This is a genomic window from Collimonas sp. OK607, assembly GCF_900111995.1.
Classification (GTDB): domain Bacteria; phylum Pseudomonadota; class Gammaproteobacteria; order Burkholderiales; family Burkholderiaceae_D; genus Collimonas.
On sequence record NZ_FOKF01000015.1, the window covers coordinates 59,311 to 75,575 of the forward strand.

Annotated in this window: 16 protein-coding genes; 9 read left to right on the forward strand and 7 right to left on the reverse strand. The window is 54.9% G+C overall.

The genetic code is table 11. The annotated features are described in order from the left end of the window. Positions 1-4: 4 nt before the first annotated feature. Positions 5-700 (forward strand): outer membrane lipoprotein chaperone LolA, encoded by a 696-nt coding sequence (lolA, locus tag BM029_RS12295; RefSeq protein ID WP_092436374.1) that lies wholly within the window; start codon positions 5-7, stop codon positions 698-700. Between the two features lie 37 nt (positions 701-737). Here lolA and fdxA read toward each other — a convergent pair whose 3' ends face one another. After that, positions 738-1,070 carry a ferredoxin FdxA gene (gene fdxA / locus BM029_RS12300; protein WP_092415025.1) on the reverse strand — a complete coding sequence of 111 codons (333 nt, stop codon included), beginning with the start codon at positions 1,068-1,070 and terminating at the stop codon, positions 738-740. Between fdxA and BM029_RS25905 the strand changes: the two genes are divergently transcribed. Together BM029_RS25905 and BM029_RS12310 are read left to right on the forward strand one after the other, a co-directional pair. Beyond that, a complete protein-coding gene (locus BM029_RS25905) occupies positions 987-1,175 on the forward strand; it encodes a hypothetical protein (protein WP_170851056.1) in 189 nt (62 codons plus the stop codon). The two genes, fdxA and BM029_RS25905, sit on opposite strands and share 84 nt — an antisense overlap. Before the next feature lie 320 nt (positions 1,176-1,495). After that, positions 1,496-2,803 carry a replication-associated recombination protein A gene (locus BM029_RS12310; protein ID WP_092436378.1) on the forward strand — a complete coding sequence of 436 codons (1,308 nt, stop codon included), beginning with the start codon at positions 1,496-1,498 and terminating at the stop codon, positions 2,801-2,803. A 33-nt stretch (positions 2,804-2,836) separates the two neighbouring features. Here the strand turns inward: BM029_RS12310 and BM029_RS12315 are convergent, their stop codons facing one another. Continuing rightward, complete coding sequence (locus tag BM029_RS12315; protein WP_092436380.1) at positions 2,837-3,550, reverse strand: GntR family transcriptional regulator; 714 nt, start codon at positions 3,548-3,550, stop codon at positions 2,837-2,839. Positions 3,551-4,081: 531 nt separating this feature from the next. On the opposite strand from BM029_RS12315, the gene BM029_RS12320 reads away from it, so the two are divergent. Genes BM029_RS12320 through BM029_RS12330 form a run of 3 tightly spaced genes read left to right on the forward strand, consistent with a single transcriptional unit; the run spans position 4,082 to position 7,418 of the window. Further along, a complete protein-coding gene (locus BM029_RS12320) occupies positions 4,082-5,164 on the forward strand; it encodes a porin (RefSeq protein WP_211482471.1) in 1,083 nt (360 codons plus the stop codon). Positions 5,165-5,205: 41 nt separating this feature from the next. Continuing rightward, entirely contained in the window at positions 5,206-6,681 is a 1,476-nt protein-coding gene (locus BM029_RS12325; RefSeq protein WP_092436382.1) for an NCS1 family nucleobase:cation symporter-1, read from the forward strand. 2 nt (positions 6,682-6,683) lie between these two features. Further along, a complete protein-coding gene (locus BM029_RS12330; RefSeq protein WP_092436384.1) occupies positions 6,684-7,418 on the forward strand; it encodes an aspartate/glutamate racemase family protein in 735 nt (244 codons plus the stop codon). A gap of 38 nt (positions 7,419-7,456) precedes the next feature. Here BM029_RS12330 and BM029_RS12335 read toward each other — a convergent pair whose 3' ends face one another. From BM029_RS12335 to BM029_RS12355, 5 genes are read right to left on the reverse strand one after another with little or no spacing between them, the layout of a single operon-like run. Continuing rightward, entirely contained in the window at positions 7,457-8,212 is a 756-nt protein-coding gene (locus tag BM029_RS12335; protein WP_092436386.1) for an aspartate/glutamate racemase family protein, read from the reverse strand. 14 nt (positions 8,213-8,226) lie between these two features. After that, entirely contained in the window at positions 8,227-9,513 is a 1,287-nt protein-coding gene (locus tag BM029_RS12340) for an NAD(P)/FAD-dependent oxidoreductase (protein WP_211482472.1), read from the reverse strand. 27 nt (positions 9,514-9,540) lie between these two features. Continuing rightward, on the reverse strand, positions 9,541-10,299 hold the full coding sequence (locus BM029_RS12345) for an amino acid ABC transporter ATP-binding protein (protein WP_139217240.1): 759 nt from the start codon (positions 10,297-10,299) through the stop codon (positions 9,541-9,543). Between the two features lie 26 nt (positions 10,300-10,325). Further along, a complete protein-coding gene (locus tag BM029_RS12350) occupies positions 10,326-10,994 on the reverse strand; it encodes an amino acid ABC transporter permease (protein WP_092415039.1) in 669 nt (222 codons plus the stop codon). 14 nt (positions 10,995-11,008) lie between these two features. Next, positions 11,009-11,845, reverse strand: a complete 837-nt coding sequence (locus tag BM029_RS12355) for a transporter substrate-binding domain-containing protein (protein WP_092436388.1) — start codon at positions 11,843-11,845, stop codon at positions 11,009-11,011. 386 nt (positions 11,846-12,231) lie between these two features. Between BM029_RS12355 and BM029_RS12360 the strand changes: the two genes are divergently transcribed. The 3 genes from BM029_RS12360 (at position 12,232) to BM029_RS12370 (ending at position 16,152) form a co-directional block, all read left to right on the forward strand. Next, positions 12,232-12,846, forward strand: coding sequence for a helix-turn-helix domain-containing protein (locus BM029_RS12360; protein ID WP_092436391.1), 615 nt, complete (start codon positions 12,232-12,234; stop codon positions 12,844-12,846). 184 nt (positions 12,847-13,030) lie between these two features. Continuing rightward, positions 13,031-14,425 (forward strand): aminopeptidase P family protein, encoded by a 1,395-nt coding sequence (locus BM029_RS12365; protein WP_092436393.1) that lies wholly within the window; start codon positions 13,031-13,033, stop codon positions 14,423-14,425. 122 nt (positions 14,426-14,547) lie between these two features. Further along, positions 14,548-16,152 carry an ABC transporter substrate-binding protein gene (locus BM029_RS12370; RefSeq protein WP_092436395.1) on the forward strand — a complete coding sequence of 535 codons (1,605 nt, stop codon included), beginning with the start codon at positions 14,548-14,550 and terminating at the stop codon, positions 16,150-16,152. Positions 16,153-16,265 lie beyond the last annotated feature (113 nt).

Here is a 16,265-nt window from a genome sequence, read left to right on the forward strand (position 1 = left end):
AAGTATGCAAAAGAAAATTACCGCCACTATCATCGGCAGCAAGAGAAGCAACATGTTTGCGAGATTCAAATCAGGGCGTTTGATTGTCGGCCTGTCGTTGACCATGGCCATGCTGCCGTCGCTGGCCAACGCCAGTGCGCTGGAGCAATTCAAGTCCTTCGTCAGCAGCACGCAATCGGCAAAGGGTGAATTCTCGCAGCAACTGGTGAAAATCGACGCCGGCAAGGCGCCGAAGGTCACCAGTACTTCCAGCGGGATTTTTATCTTCGCCCGGCCGGGTAAGTTCATCTGGACTTACCAGAAACCGTACGAGCAGATCTTGCAAGCCGACGGCGACAAGCTGTATATCTACGACAAGGATCTGAACCAGGTCACCACCAAGAGCCTGGGCAATGCGTTAGGTTCGTCGCCGGCGGCGATTTTGTTCGGCAGTAACGACCTGGAGAAAAATTTCGTGTTGAAAGAAGGCCAGGCCAAGGATGGCATGGAATGGCTGGAGGCTACGCCCAAAGCCAAGGACACTACCTTCGATCATATTGGCATCGGCTTGAAGGACGGTTTGCCGCAGGCGATGGAATTGCGCGATTCATTTGGCCAGGTATCGTTACTGACGTTTAAGAACTTCGTCAAGAATCCGTCGCTGTCTCCCGGGCAGTTCAAGTTCGTCGTGCCTAAGGGCGCGGACGTATTGAATCAATAATGTAGTTGGGTAGGGTGGGTACGCATTTGTGCCCACGTTACGCCAGCTTAAGGAATTCCAGTTTATTGGCGACTTCGCGCCAGGTTTCATGGTCGGGCAACGGCGCTTGTGAGCGTGTAATCGGTTTCCAGTCCGGATGAGTAGCCAGGCGGGCGTTGATTTCGATGAAATGGCGTTGCTCGTCGGGCAGGTCGATTTCGTTATAGATCGCGCCGACCGGACATTCCGGCACGCACATCGAGCAATCGATACAGTTGTCCGGAACGATCACCAGGAAATTCGGCCCTTGTCGAAAGCAGTCCATAGGGCAGACATCGACACAGTCGGTGTATTTGCAACGGATGCAGGAATCGGTGACGACAAAAGGCATGGTGTGGTCGGAGAGTGGTTTCTGGGCAAAATCGACAGCGATTCTCTCATAATCGCCGTTTTTGCGCCGAAGACCGCCGCCAATGGCAATACCGAAGTTTTTTAGGCATATGCGACGAGCAGCATGAACTAACCGGGGTCAGAGTGAACTTTCGGTATGTTTTACCGCCGAAACTTCACTCTGACCCCGCTTAGTGGACCACGAAGCAGAAGCCGTAAAACCTAAAGAAACAAACCGGCGTTAAGTGAAGGGCCTTTCTCCGTAGCCGTGATGTGGGGTCAGAGTCAAGTTTCGCGATAAACCCTGCGAAAGTTGACTGACCCCAGATCACTATGTCGTCGATGCTCATCTGCTCATCGTTACATATTTTTGCTTTACCGCTTTTCATTTTCCAAACAAAGAACATTTTTCACCGAATCATCCTTATGTCCGATCTCTTCAAAGTAGAACCCACTCCACCACTGGCCGAAGCGCTGCGCCCGGCGACCCTGGACGAGGTGATTGGGCAGAGCCACTTGCTGGGTGCAGGCAAGCCGCTGCGGCTGGCATTTGAATCGGGCAAGCCGCATTCCATGATTTTGTGGGGGCCGCCGGGCGTAGGTAAAACCACACTGGCGCGGTTAACCGCCAACGCTTTCGACTGCGAGTTCATTCCGTTGTCGGCAGTGTTTTCAGGCGTCAAGGATATCCGGGCGGCGATGGAGCAGGCGCAGCAATACCTGGCGCAGGGCAAACATACAATCTTGTTCGTCGATGAAATTCATCGCTTCAACAAATCGCAGCAAGATGCCTTGCTGCCGTATGCAGAGTCGGGCCTGGTGACCTTCATTGGCGCCACCACCGAAAATCCGTCGTTTGAAGTCAACTCAGCTTTGCTGTCGCGGGCGCAAGTGTATGTGTTGCAGGCGCTGAGCGAGGATGAGTTGAAGCAGTTGCTGGCGCGCGCGCAGGAGCGGGTATTGTCGCACCTGCAGTTTGACGATGCCGCAGTCGATACCCTGATCGGCTATGCCGACGGTGATGCGCGTCGATTACTCAATTTACTGGAGCAGAGCGGCAGCGCGATCAAGGCTTCCGGTGTGACGCAGGTGACCGCCGAATTCCTGCAAAATGCGCTGACCTTGAATGCGCGCCGCTTCGACAAGGGCGGCGACAATTTTTACGATCAGATCTCGGCCTTGCACAAATCGGTGCGTGGCTCCAGTCCTGACGGTGCGTTGTATTGGTTGTGCCGCATGCTGGACGGCGGCGCCGATCCCAAATACCTGTCGCGTCGGATTATCCGCATGGCCTGGGAAGACATAGGGTTGGCTGATCCGCGCGCGATGCAGATTGCGACCGACGCCGCGGCAACCTACGAACGGTTAGGCTCGCCGGAGGGTGAGCTGGCGCTGGGCCAGGCGGTGATTTATCTGGCCGTGGCAGCCAAAAGCAATGCCGGTTACAACGCCTTCAATCAAGCCATGGCGTTTGTCCGGAATGACAAATCGAGAGAAGTGCCGGTGCACCTGAGAAATGCGCCGACCAAGCTGATGAAGGAACTCGGTTACGGCCACGAGTATCGCTATGCGCATAGTGAGCCACATGCCTATGCGGCTGGCGAAACCTATCTGCCTGATGGCATCGGCGATCCCGGCTGGTATCAGCCGGTACCGCGCGGAGTGGAATCCAAGATCGCCGAGAAAATGCAATTCTTGCGAAGCCTCGACGATGACGCCAACAGCGGCAAGTGATCGCTAAACACAGCCGCTAAAAACGACAAGACATCAGCCCGCACGCACGGGTGAGAACAGTTTGGCGAAATCGACTTCCTTGGGCTGGTCTGTCTCGGTCAACAGTTCGGAGGCATATTCGCCGAGATGGTGTTCCATCAACCTGGCGGCGCGTTCTGCGTCGCCTTGCTCGATTGCATCCAGTATCCCGGTGTGTTCGTCGGCTGAGCAGCTATTGCGCTTCGGCGTTTCATACAAACCTATCAGCAGGGAAGTGCGGGCAATCAAGGTGCGCAGGTAGCCGCTCACGATATTGTTTTGATTGGCTTCGCTAAGCTTGATATGGAACTCGCCTGAGAGGCGGATCCAGTCTCCCCAATTGCCCTGTTCGCGCAGCGCATGTTCTTTTTTTACCAGCGCGCGCAGCTCCGGCAATACCTTGCGCTTGGCGGCCAGGCTTTTTACCGAGCCGCTTTCGAGGATGCCGCGCGCTTCGAACACTTCACGCGCTTCCTTGACGTCATGCATGGCGATCACGGCACCGCGATTCGGCTGCAAATCGATCACGCGCTCATGCGCCAATTTCACGAAAACCCGCCTTAAGGTGCCGCGCGTGACGCCGAATGCTTCGCATAGCGGCGCTTCGACCAGGCGTGTGCCGGGCGGTAATTGATGGTCGAGGATGGCGTTGATGATGGAGAGGTGGATGCGGGCATCGATTTCATCGTTGCTCAATTCGTCTTGCCGGATCCTGGAAACGGCGTTCATGCCACGGCCTCCATCAGTCGGTTCGGCAGTATTTCAGAATGATTTGAATTCGATATTGTGCACAATTTATACATGAATCGCCGGATCTTTTTCGAGGTGTTGCTACAGTATAAATCTTAAGTCCGAGCTCTGCACGACCGTCATTTTTTGCCGTAGATCGCACTTCTTCCGCTTTGTCTGATACTGAAAAAAAATGCGCCATTACGAGGCATGCGCACAAAAATGGCTGCCTTCGCACGCAATTTGTGCGTCGTATCGGTATCAGGATCGCCAATTTTATGGAGCGTTCATGCACTCCTAAATAGTCTGGTTTACCTATGATCCATTCCTCCAAAGCATTGTAATTGGATCTCTTGGCACGGTTCTAGCTTATTGTCAATTCACGATTGTGCACAATATTTAGTTTGATTGTGAAAACTTTCCAGGCCTTTGGCCGACGGGGGAGCTGACATCTTGCAGCGATCAATCTGGTCGTGCCTGCCGGATGGCAGTAGCGGATTGGCAACCATACAAATACAGATAAGGATAGAGATGAACCCTTTATGCAAGCTGGGAGCAGCAATTGGTTTGTTGAGCATGACGGCAGGCGTTTTTGCGCAGACCAGCGTAACAGTGTCCGGCGTGATAGATACCGGGATTTCTTATGCACGCAATGCCGGCAATGGTGCACAAAGCAAGGTGGGCGAAGCGGACAGCATTCTTGGCGTCTCTAATGTCGGCTTTAGCGGCAAGGAAGACTTGGGCGGAGGTTTGAAGGCTATTTTCAACTTGCAGGCCGGCTTCAATCCGAGCAACGGCGCGCAATCTGCCAGCGGGCAGCTGTTTTCACGTAATTCGCTGGTCGGGCTGGAAAGTGCAGCCGGCACCTTGACCGTTGGCAAACAATGGAATTTCAACGATGACTGGCTGGTAGGGAGCGTCTTCAAAGGCGGTTATAACTCGGGTTCGATTTTCAAATTTTCTGAATTCGACGCCGTCAGTGAAATTTACAACAACACCGTCAAGTACGTGTCGCCGGCAATGCATGGCTTCCAGGGTGGCGCAATGCTTGGATTTGGTGAAGCTGCCGGTAGCATCCGTACCGGGCAGGTATACAACCTGGCCGCCAGGTACCAGCAAGGGCCGTTACTGCTGGCTGCGACCTACGATCACGAACAGGGCGCCGGCGTTGTCAACAGTGTCAGCGCTGACAGTACCTACAAGTTGACGACACTGGGCGGCAGCTACGGCTTCGGTGCGCTCACAACACGGCTGGGTTACGCGCACAGCGATATTTCCGGTCCCGGCGCATTCCAGTCGATCCCGTCAATGACAGCCAGGAAGGCCTATGCGGTCGAGGCTGGCCTGGATTATGCATTCACTCCTGCATTCACCGGTTCGGCTGACGTCATCTATCGCAAGAATACGACGCTCTCTAATGACAGCAAGGTCTACCGCTTGCTGGGCATCTACAGCTTGTCGAAACGTACCAGCCTGGTCGCCAATATCGCCTATCTCAACAATGCGGGCGGGGCTTCCGAATCACTGGTCGGCACAGATTCCACTGCGATCGGCGGCGGTTTCGCCAATCAAAGCCAGACCGCGCTCGCGCTTGGCATCCGCCATTTGTTTTGATCGTTTGTCATGTTCACGTCATAGACTAATCAGGAGTCACGATGGAAAAGCACAATGCAGTTATCAAGCCTTCGTATGATGACAGGCTGACCAATGAAGACCTGGCGCCGTTGAAAAAACAAACCTGGGGCAGCTACAATATTTTTGCATTCTGGATGTCAGACGTGCACAGCGTGGGCGGTTATGTGACAGCCGGCAGCCTGTTCGCACTAGGCTTGAGTAGTTGGCAAGTGCTGACGGCGCTGCTGGTCGGCATCGTGATCGTGCAATTCTTCGCCAACCTTGTGGCCAAGCCCAGCCAGGTGACAAGCGCTCCCTATCCGGTCATCTGCCGCACCACTTTCGGCGTGTTGGGGGCGAATATCCCGGCCATTATCCGTGGACTGATTGCTGTGGCCTGGTACGGCATCCAGACCTATCTCGCATCCGGCGCATTCCTGCTGATCGTGCTCAAGTTTTTCCCCGAGATGGCAGTCTATGCCGACGTCAAGCAATACGGTTTTGTCGGCCTGTCTTACCTCGGATGGCTTGGTTTCATGGTGATGTGGGTGTTGCAAGCTATCGTATTCTGGACCGGCATGGATGCGATCCGCAAATTCATCGACTGGGCCGGTCCGGCAGTGTATGTGGTGATGTTCTTGCTGGCGATCTGGTTAATCAGCAAAGCCGGCTGGAGCAATATCGACCTGAACCTGGGCGGTATCAAATACAGCGGGGCAGCTGCCATCCCGATCATGATTAATGCGACCGCGCTGGTGGTGTCTTACTTCTCCGGACCGATGCTCAATTTTGGCGATTTCTCGCGTTACGGCAAGGATTTCAAATCGGTTAAGATGGGGAATTTCTGGGGCTTGCCGATCAATTTCCTCGGATTTTCATTGCTGACCGTAGTCTGCATCGCTGCGACCTTGCCGCTGTATGGCAAATTGATCACCGATCCGGTCGAAATGGTGAGTCATATTGATAACACCTTTGCTGTGGTGTTGGGCGGCCTGACTTTCATGATTGCTACGGTAGGTATCAACATCGTCGCCAACTTTGTTTCGCCGGCATTCGATTTTTCCAATGTGGCGCCAAAGCGGATCAGCTGGCGCATGGGTGGCATGATCGCTGCAATCGCCTCGATATTCATCACGCCATGGAATTTGTTCAACAACCCGCAAGTGATTCATTACACGCTCGATATCCTGGGTTCTTTCATCGGCCCGTTGTTCGGGATTCTGATTGCCGATTTCTACCTGGTGAAAAAACAGCGTGTAATCGTCGATGACCTGTACACAATGGACCCGAAGGGCGCTTATTGGTATCGCAACGGCTACAACCCCAAAGCCATCATGGCGCTGATTCCTTCAGCGGTGATTCCAATCCTTTGCGTATTGCTACCTTCTCTGAGCAGCCTGGCCAATTTCACCTGGTTCATCGGCATGGGTTGCGGCCTGGTTATTTACTGGACCATCAGCGTTAAGCAGGGAGTGCCTGCAGCGGGAGTGACAGGTGCGGGAACGGCGGGTGTCTGATTTTGAAAATTAAAATCATCAATCCCAACACAACATGGAGCATGACCGAGAAAATCGGTCTATGCGCGCGCCGGGTGGCCGCTGCGGGTACTGAAATTGTAGCGGTCAGCCCCGGCATGGGGCCGGCATCGATTGAAAGCCATTACGACGAGGCGTTGAGCGTGCCGGGCATCCTGGATGAAATCAGGAAAGGCGAAGCGGACGCCGTCGATGCCTATGTGATCGCCTGCTTCGGCGATCCCGGTTTGTATGCCGCGCGTGAAGCAGCGCGCGGCCCGGTGATCGGCATCGCCGAAGCGGCGATGCATGCCGCAAGCCTGATCGGTAACAGTTTCAGCGTAGTCACCACGCTTGAGCGAACGTGCGGCATCGCCTGGCATCTGGCCGAGATGTACGGCATGCAGCGTTTCTGCCGCAAAGTGCGTGCCTGTGCGTTGAATGTGCTGGATCTGGAGCACCACGGTTCAGATGCTTACCGCATCATCCTCGCAGAATGTCGCCAGGCGATGCAGCAAGACAAGGTTGACAGCATCGTGCTGGGTTGCGCCGGCATGACCGATCTCTGCAAAAAAATTGAAAGCGAACTTGGCATCGCTGTGATCGATGGTGTGACGGTTGCGGTAAAGCTGGCGGAAAGCCTGGTGCAGCTTGGCCTTAAGACGGGCAAGCGACGCGACCTGGCTTTTCCTTTGCCCAAACCCTACACCGGGCTCCTGGAAAATTTTTCCAGGAGTTAAGTGTTGTAAATAAGTGTTGTAAATAAGCGTTGTAAAAATCACAGATAGCCGTGTGAAAAACCAGGTGATACCGCGGCAGAGTGAAGCATGTTGACGACGTGATAGATGCCGAAGATGGGTAGCCCGGTGGCGGCTTGCACCGCCGCCGCGTACGGTTGCAGGTTGGTGCATTCGAACAGGAGTGCGCCCAGATCAGGTGCATCGGCCAGCATTGCCTGGCACACGTCTGTAACGTCGCGCCTGGTTTGTTCAACATCCAGGGAATAGTCAGGATTGGTGGCAGTGTCCGTTGTGCCGAGGATGGTTTTGAAAGACTCGTACGATTCCATGCCCCGTACCAATAGCCGCCAGTTGGGATCGATGCTCGCAGCGCGCAAATGGTCGGCGGACAGGCTTTGCGCATCGGCGGTGACGATGCCAATCGTGCGCTTGGGCCCGAGCATGCGCCGCAACAGCGGAACCAGGAACAGGCTTGATGTAATCACCGGTACGTTCACCGCCTCGGCGATTTCATCCTGGACTACGGTAAGGAAGCCGCAGGTAGTGGTGATTGCACGCACGCCATCGTTTTCCAGTTCTTTCGCGGCCTCGATAAATGCCGGCAGTAACGCGCGTGCCCGGTCCGGCGCCGCAACGATCTGATCCGCCTTTGCTCCTTGCACCACCTTATAGCGCACCGGAAAATCAAACGTGGTGGCATTGCCGATATCACCGGAAATTCTCGGGAATTTCGTGTCCAGCACAAGAATGCCGACACTCTCGCCATATATGGCGCGTCCGCCGCGAATGATCATGTTTTCTCCTGAAGTTACAAGAAGCGTTTTGCCGCATAAGGCGCCGGATCGATAACGGTGGGCCGACCGGAGACGAGATCAGCTACCAGCCGGCCGGAAACCGGTCCCGAAGCCAGGCCGATGTGGCCATGCCCAAAGGCGTGTATCACATCCTGGCAGCCGGACGCTGCTCCGAGCACTGGACGGCCATCGGTGGTTGACGGCCTGTGTCCCATCCAGCGCTGGATGACTGCTGTTTTGATTGACGTTGCGAGGACGGGATAGGTCGCTACGGCGTGACGTAACAGGGTTTCAGCCCGGCTCCAGTCCGGTGCGGCCTGCATTGTGGTCAGTTCCACTTGTCCTGCAATGCGCAGGCCTGCTAACGTCGATGTATTGCCGGTCTTGGCGTCGTTTGGCATTACTGGCACGGCCAGTTTGAACGGTGGATTTTCTATGACGACGTGATATCCGCGTTCGCTCTCCATGATGATCTTGTCGCCGGCCGACCTGGCCAGGATTTTCGAGTTGATGCCGGCGGCGATGACGGCGCGGTCGCAGGCGAGTTCGCCGATGTCGGTAATGACGGCGCGCAAGCGGCCATTTTGCAGATCAAACCTTGAAGCCTTGGCACGTTGCAGGGCGGCTCCTTGCTTGACCGCATGACGAACCAGCGCCGCAACATAGGCCCCCGGATCGGCACAGTGGGCACCTTGCTCCACCAGGATCGCGAATTGATACCTGCGGTCTAGCTCGGGGACCAGTTCGCGGATTGCCTGCGCATCGAGTTCCGCCCAGTTGACGCCATTGTCGCGTCGCAAACGCCAGGCAAGCGCTTCAGCGTCGAAAGCGGCTCGGTCAGGATAAGCGTAAAGCAGCCCGCTGCTGACAATCAGTTCCGCGACACCGGCTTCTTTGGCCAACGCGCGATGCCGTGCGGGTGCGTCGTGGAGCAGGGCAGACAGCGCGCGCGCGGTGGCTTCGACGCGGGCCACGCTGGCGCCTGCCCAGATGAACCTGATCAGCCACGGCAGTAATGATGGCAGTGCGCTCCAGCGGATTGTCAGCGGACTGTTTTTATTGAACAGATATCCGGGTATTTTTTTCCACAAGCCTGGCATCGAAACCGGCACCACCGAAGCCGGACTTAGCCATGCCGCGTTACCATAACTGGTGGCCTGCGTCCCGCCCGGTTCGCCCGGGTCAATCAGCGTGACATGGTGGCCGTCGCGCAGCAATTCGATAGCGCAGGCGGCGCCGACAATACCTGCGCCAATGACTACCACGCGCAAGGCAGCGGGCTGGCTGGCAGTTGAATTCAAGCTATTTCCTTTTTTTATTAGTAGTATCTACTGCCCGCTATTCTTGAAGCGTGACAGGAAACTGCGCGTAGCTTCTTTCTCCGGGTTGTCGATGACAACAGCCGATGGCCCGGATTCGACCACGACGCCATCCCGCATGAAAATCACCTGGTCGGCGACTTCTCTTGCAAACGCTATTTCATGGGTGACCAGGATCATGGTCATGCCGTCCGACGCCAGCGACCGTATGACGTTCAGCACTTCGCCCACCAGTTCAGGATCCAGCGCAGAAGTGGCTTCGTCGAACAGCATCACATCAGGTTTCATGGCCAGAGCCCTGGCGATGGCGACCCGTTGCTTCTGCCCGCCCGATAACATGCCGGGATAAGCGTCCGCGCGATCGCTCAAGCCAACCCGCTGCAACAGGGCGTCGGCTGCAATCCGGGCCTCATGTTTCGGTGTTTTCAGCACCGTAACCATGCCTTCCATGACGTTTTGCTGGACTGTCATATGCGGGAACAGGTTGAAGTGCTGGAAAACCATGCCAGTCTTGGAGCGGAATTTCGCCAGGTCGCGGGCTTTCGGCAGTGTCGTGTTTTTGCCGTCGAACGTGATCGACTGGCCACCGACATTGACGATGCCGGCGTCTGGTATCGTAAGTAGATTGATACAACGCAGCAAAGTCGACTTGCCCGATCCTGACGGTCCGATCATCGCTACCACGGCGCCTTTGTCGATTTGCAGGGAAATATCTTTTAGTACGACGTTATCGCCAAAACATTTCTTCAGATTGTGGATTGAAATCATCTCACTATTCATTTCGCTACCCATTGCTATGTTCCCCTGCCATCAGACATTTTCACTTCAAGCCGCTTTGCCAAAATCGTCGCAGGCAGCAAAATCGCAAAATACAAAATCGCAATCAGCGAGTAGATTTCCAGCGGCCGATAAGTATCGTGGGCGATGATTTGCCCTTGATACAGCAGGTCCGGCACAGCCAGAACCGATAGCAGCGAGGTGTTTTTCAGTTGCATGATGGATTGACTGACCAGCGGCGGCGTCATCCGTTTGAACGCCTGAGGCAGCACCACTCGTCGCATCAGCTGGAAATGCGTCATGCCTAATGCCATGCCGGCTTCGGTTTGCCCCGGGTCGATTGAAATCACGCCGCCGCGGATGATTTCAGAATAGAAGGCGCCGCCATATAAGGTCAATGACAGCACCGCAGCCATGCCGGGCGTCAGTTCAATACCGGTCAATATGGGCAGTGCGTAATAAAACCAGATCAGCTGCACCAGTACCGGCGTGCATCTGAACAGTTCTACATAAGCCCGGAACGGTCCCGATATGTATACCTTGGGCGACAGCCGGCACAGACCGGTAATCAGGCCAACCAGCAATCCAAGTATGACGACGATGATCGTGTAACCGACTGTGTAGCCAAAACCAACGAAAATGATATTCCTGTACTGCCAAAGCGTATGAAAATCCCACTGATACATGCCTGCCTCACAACTTAAAAGTGAACCTGGGGTGGAAATGCGGTTGGCGGCACGCCGACCAGCGCTTGCATGTTGGAGAGGATGGTGCTTTTCACTTTTCCTGAGGCCCTGGCCTGGTCCAGCCAGGCATTTACTGACTTGGTGAAGGTCTGGTCAGTCTGTTTGCGAATGCCGACATTGGTAGGGTTGGTTTCGTCGGGAGACGGGAATACGATATGACCGATGTTCGGCAACTTGGTCAGCAGGGCGGTCGACAGCAGAATCACCAGCACCTGGCAATCGACGCGACCCGATTGCAGCGCCATGGTGGCGGCGGCCGAGGTTTCAAATCGCAATATGGTTGCCTTCGGCAATATCCGGGTCACCAGCTGATCGTGGCTCGATCCGACATCCACCGCCACCTTGACGCTAGGTGTGTTGAGCTGTTCCCATCGTTCAAAATTGAATCCCTTCCTGGCGACGACCGTGTTGTAGTTTTGGAAAATCGGGCCGGAAAAATCAACTACTTCGCGTCGCGCGGGAGATGGGGCCATGCCAAGCTGGCAATCGATTTTATTTGTCTGCACGTCCAGTACTGCATTGCCCCAGGTTGTTTCGACCCATTCAACTTCGGCTTTGAGGTATTTGGCAAGATCGTGGCCAAGGTCCACCATGAAGCCACGCCATTCGCCGGTCGCCAGATCCTTTGTGAAGTACGGCGAGGCGCCGTTGATTGCCCCCAAGCGTATCTTGCCTGTGCGTTTGATCCGGGCGGCGGTTGACTCGGGTTCTTGAGAAAATACAGGACCGATTGCGACCAATGAACCGACAGCAATGGTTTGAGCGATGAAATTCCGGCGATTGATAGGCATGTCTTGTCTTCTTGAATGAGGGTTGGTCAGGGAAAGTAAGAAAAATGCATCATGGACATATTGAAAATACTCGGTTTGAGACGTAAAGTCACCCGAAAATGCATCCGCTACGCCTCATTCTCAAGCAAGATCGAGGCCCGTCCCTGATTCGGGCCAGCCTTCAGCTTCTAAGGTAATCTGAAAAAGATCCTTGACTCAAATTTTAGTGTGACTATAATTTCCGACGCCTGACTGGCGAAGTCGCAGCGGTATTGGCAGCCGCGGTGCTGACGCTAAATATTAAAAAGTTACTTGTGAATTAACGCTGCCAAGATCGCGTTGATCGATTTGGAAGTAACGAAAAATAAGTACGAACAAATACCAGATGCAGGCCGGAGACAGAAACAATGGAAATGCCACAGCTGGGGAAATCGATCCGCGCACGGCGTCATGCTATCAAGAAGACGCTGGTGCAAGTCGCGACCGAAACCGGATTGACCGCGGGATTCATTTCGCAGCTTGAGCGCGGCCAGACCAGCCCCTCGATCACCTCGCTGGTGGTGATCGCCAAAGCGCTGGGCGTGGCGATTGGCGACCTGATCAAACAACCCGCGCAATTGAGGCCAGATACCTATCGCAGCCAGCGGCAGCCGTATTCGGTCGCCAGCGGACGGGTTAAATACGAACGGCTATCGACGGTATTCCCTGGCAGCCAGGTGCATTCGGTGAAATTCACCATGCCATCCGGCTACAAATCGGAAATGGTGTCGCACGAAGGCGATGAAATGATCTTCGTGCTCAGCGGGCAAGTCGGCTACACGGTAGGTAAAGACAGTTATGTGCTGAGTGTCGGCGATAGCTTGCATTTCGACGCGAATATTCCTCACAGTATTGAATCCCTGCCGCATGAGAATCAAGTGGCCGAAGTGATCTGGGTCGGCACCGTGGCGCTGTTTGACGGGCCGCAATCGCCGGCTTCCCCTGATCAGGAAGAATTACTGCGCGGGACCGAATTTTTTTGAGCGGATTTATTGAACGTGGGACGAGGGCAGCTTGTGGCATGATTTTTGCAATTGTAAAAAATCATAAAGGCCATGATTGCTGGCGCTTTGTGTAAAGCTGAACAATGATGTCAGTAGTGACAGCGGAATGGAGTAGTGATGATTCAAGACGTATTTAAAGTTGCCGCACTAAAGCGGGGTTGCCATGTCCACGTTTAACGCAGCAGTCTACGCGCAGCGCCGACGCCAGCTGAAGCAGCAGTTTTCCTCCGGTCTGCTGCTGTTGCCGGGTAATACCGATGTCTCCATGAACTACTTGCATAACCATTACTGGTTTCGCCAGGACTCCTCGTTTTCCTATTTCTTCGGCTTGAACCAGCCGGATCTGGCGGCGCTGATCGATATCGACGCCGATAGCGAAATCCTGTTCGGCGATGATCCAGGCCTGGACGATGTGATCTGGGTCGGGCCGCAAACCTCTTTTGCGCAGCGCGCCGAGTCGGTAGACATCGCAACGGTGCAGCCGTATAAACATTTGGCTGAGGTGGTGGCGCAAGCGCGCGGCCAAGGCCGCACGATCCATTACCTGCCGCCGTATCGCGGCGAAACTATTCTGGAACTGGCTAATTTGCTGGACTGCACGCCGGAGCAATGCAAGGCCGGTGCTTCAGAAAGCCTCATGGCTGCCGTGATTGCGTTGCGCGAAATCAAGGGCGAAGAAGAAATCGCAGAAATAGAAAGCGCGCTGAGCGTCACGCGCGACATGCATATCGCCGCCATGCAGCAAGCCAAGGCGGACACCTATGAATATCAGGTGGTGGCGGCAATGGAAGGCATCATGCGTAGCCATGATTTGCAAAACGCCTATCCGATGATTTTTTCGCGCAGCGGCGAGATCCTGCACAACCGCGATCACAAGAATCTTTTGCAAGCGGGCGATCTGGTGGTGAACGATTCCGGTGCTTCCAGCGCCTTGGGTTATGCCAGCGATATCACCCGCACGTTTCCGGTCGGCGGCCGTTTCAGCGAACGCCAGCGCAGCTTGTATGAAATCGTGCTGGCCGCGCAGCAACTGGCTATCGGCGCCATGCGGCCGGGGGTTTCTTATCTTGAGGTGCACAAGCTGGCCGCCGGTCATATGGTCGCTGCGATGGTCAAGCTGGGATTTTTTAACGGCAGCCCGGAGCAAGTGGTTGAATCAGGCGCCTACGCGATCTGCTTCCCGCACGGCCTCGGCCACCAGATGGGGCTGGACGTGCACGATATGGAAGGCCTGGGTGAAACCCGTGTCGGTTACGACGCCAGCGTCAGCCGCAGCGAACTGTTTGGCCTGCGCAATCTGCGCCTGGCAAAGCCTTTGCGCGCAGGCATGGTGGTGACCGTCGAGCCGGGCATGTATTTTATTCCGGCACTGATTCAGCGCTGGCAGGCGGAAGCGCGCCACAGTAATCTGATTAACTATGAGAAGTTCGTCGAGCATATGGATTTTGGCGGCATCCGGATTGAAGACGATGTGCTGGTGACCAGTTCAGGAGCACGCGTATTGGGCCCGGCGATTCCTAAAACCTGTGCCGAGATTGAAGCCTTGATGGCGGCTTAAATGGTGGCTTAAAGAAGGTTTGAAACCGTAGTGAAATGCGTTGTACATTCAAGCTTGTGTTCTCGATGTGAATTGTTGTTAAATACACCACCTTCACCATAACCTTAAGAAAGAGACCTGTGATGAAAAGAAAACTGATTGCCAAGGCTACCTTGCTCGCCGTCCTGTGCGCCACCGCCGGTTATGCGGCAGCGGCCAAGACGCTGGTGTTCTGTTCGGAAGGCAGCCCGGAAGGCTTTAATCCGCAGCTGTACACTACCGGCACAACTTTCGACGCATCGTCGGTGCCGATGTACAACCGCCTGGTCGAATTCGAACTGGGTACTACCAAGCCGATTCCAGGCCTGGCCGAATCGTGGACTGTGTCCGAGGACGGCCTGACTTACACTTTCAAGCTGCGTAAAGGCGTCAAGTTCCATACTAGCGCCAAGTTCAAGCCGACCCGCGATTTCAACGCCGACGACGTGGTGTTCTCGTTCAACCGTATGGGCGACCCCAATCATCCGTATCACAAGCTTGCCGCCGGCCAGACCTTCGGCTACTACCTGGACATGGGCATGGACAAGATCATCGACAAGGTGGAAAAAGTCGATGACACCACCGTGGTGTTCAAGCTGAAGCATCCGGAAGCGCCGTTCATCGCCAACCTGGGCATGGATTTCGCCTCGATCCTGTCGGCCGAATATGCCGACAACATGAAGAAGGCGGGCACGCCTGAAGTGATCGACCGTGAACCTGTCGGCACCGGTCCGTTCCAGTTCGTGTCTTACCAAAAGGACGCCGTGATCCGCTACAAGGCCTTTGACGCTTTTTGGGGTGGCCGGCCAAAGCTGGATAACCTGATCTACGCCATCACCCCTGATGCGTCGGTGCGTTATGCCAAGCTCAAGGCGAATGAGTGCCAGGTAATGGCGTTCCCGAAACCGGCTGACATCGAATTGATGAAAGCGGATCCATCCATCAAGATGATGACCAAGGAAGGCTTGAACATTGGCTACATTTCGTTCAATGTCGAGAAAAAGCCGTTCGATAACAAGCTGGTGCGTCAGGCGCTGAACATGGCGGTTGATAAGCAAACCATCCTCAAGACCGTTTATCAAGGCGCCGGTATCGCCGCAAAAAATCCGATCCCGCCAACCCTGTGGGGCTACAACGACAAGATCAAGGACTATGTCTACGATCCGGTCAAGGCCAAGGAATTGCTGGCTAAAGCCGGCTATCCGAACGGCGTTGAAGTCGAAATGTGGTACCTGCCGGTCACCCGTCCATACAACCCGGACGGCAAGCGCATGGCCGAGCTGATCCAGGCTGACTGGGCAAAAATCGGCGTCAAGACCAAGCTCACCACCTACGAATGGACGGAATACCTGAAACGCAGCAAGCTGGGCGATCAGCAATCGATGATGTTCGGCTGGTCCGGCGACAATGGCGATCCGGATAACTTCTTCGCACCGTTGCTGGGATGTGAAGGCGTCAAAGGCGGCGGTAACACGGCACGCTGGTGCAACAAGGATTATGAAGCGCTGATCCAAAAGGCCAAGCTGACACCGAAGCAGGATGAGCGCGCCAAGCTGTATGAGCAGGCGCAGGTGATCTTGCATGAAGAAGCGCCATGGATAGACCTGGCCCATTCGGTCCGTTTCACACCGGTACGCAAGGAAGTGATCGGCTTCAAGATGGCCGTGTTTGCCCATCATCACTTTGAGAAGGTTGATCTGGCCAAGTAAATCACGGCCTGGTTTTTGTTCTGTTATTAAGCCGCTCACTACCTCACTAGATAATAAGGTAGGAGCGGCTTAAATTTACCGTTAGTAAACGACAGTGTTGTTGCTGTCATCTT

What these genes read in the sequence shown, in the direction of transcription:
- BM029_RS12350 (WP_092415039.1), bottom strand. Translation starts at nt 10,994, where the DNA reads ATGTATCAGTGGGATTTTCATACGCTTTGGCAGTACAGGAATATCATT.
- BM029_RS12310 (WP_092436378.1), top strand. Translation starts at nt 1,496, where the DNA reads ATGTCCGATCTCTTCAAAGTAGAACCCACTCCACCACTGGCCGAAGCG.
- lolA (WP_092436374.1), top strand. Translation starts at nt 5, where the DNA reads ATGCAAAAGAAAATTACCGCCACTATCATCGGCAGCAAGAGAAGCAAC.
- fdxA (WP_092415025.1), bottom strand. Translation starts at nt 1,070, where the DNA reads ATGCCTTTTGTCGTCACCGATTCCTGCATCCGTTGCAAATACACCGAC.
- BM029_RS12355 (WP_092436388.1), bottom strand. Translation starts at nt 11,845, where the DNA reads ATGCCTATCAATCGCCGGAATTTCATCGCTCAAACCATTGCTGTCGGT.
- BM029_RS12370 (WP_092436395.1), top strand. Translation starts at nt 14,548, where the DNA reads ATGAAAAGAAAACTGATTGCCAAGGCTACCTTGCTCGCCGTCCTGTGC.
- BM029_RS12365 (WP_092436393.1), top strand. Translation starts at nt 13,031, where the DNA reads ATGTCCACGTTTAACGCAGCAGTCTACGCGCAGCGCCGACGCCAGCTG.
- BM029_RS12360 (WP_092436391.1), top strand. Translation starts at nt 12,232, where the DNA reads ATGGAAATGCCACAGCTGGGGAAATCGATCCGCGCACGGCGTCATGCT.
- BM029_RS12315 (WP_092436380.1), bottom strand. Translation starts at nt 3,550, where the DNA reads ATGAACGCCGTTTCCAGGATCCGGCAAGACGAATTGAGCAACGATGAA.
- BM029_RS12345 (WP_139217240.1), bottom strand. Translation starts at nt 10,299, where the DNA reads ATGATTTCAATCCACAATCTGAAGAAATGTTTTGGCGATAACGTCGTA.
- BM029_RS12320 (WP_211482471.1), top strand. Translation starts at nt 4,082, where the DNA reads ATGAACCCTTTATGCAAGCTGGGAGCAGCAATTGGTTTGTTGAGCATG.
- BM029_RS12335 (WP_092436386.1), bottom strand. Translation starts at nt 8,212, where the DNA reads ATGATCATTCGCGGCGGACGCGCCATATATGGCGAGAGTGTCGGCATT.
- BM029_RS12325 (WP_092436382.1), top strand. Translation starts at nt 5,206, where the DNA reads ATGGAAAAGCACAATGCAGTTATCAAGCCTTCGTATGATGACAGGCTG.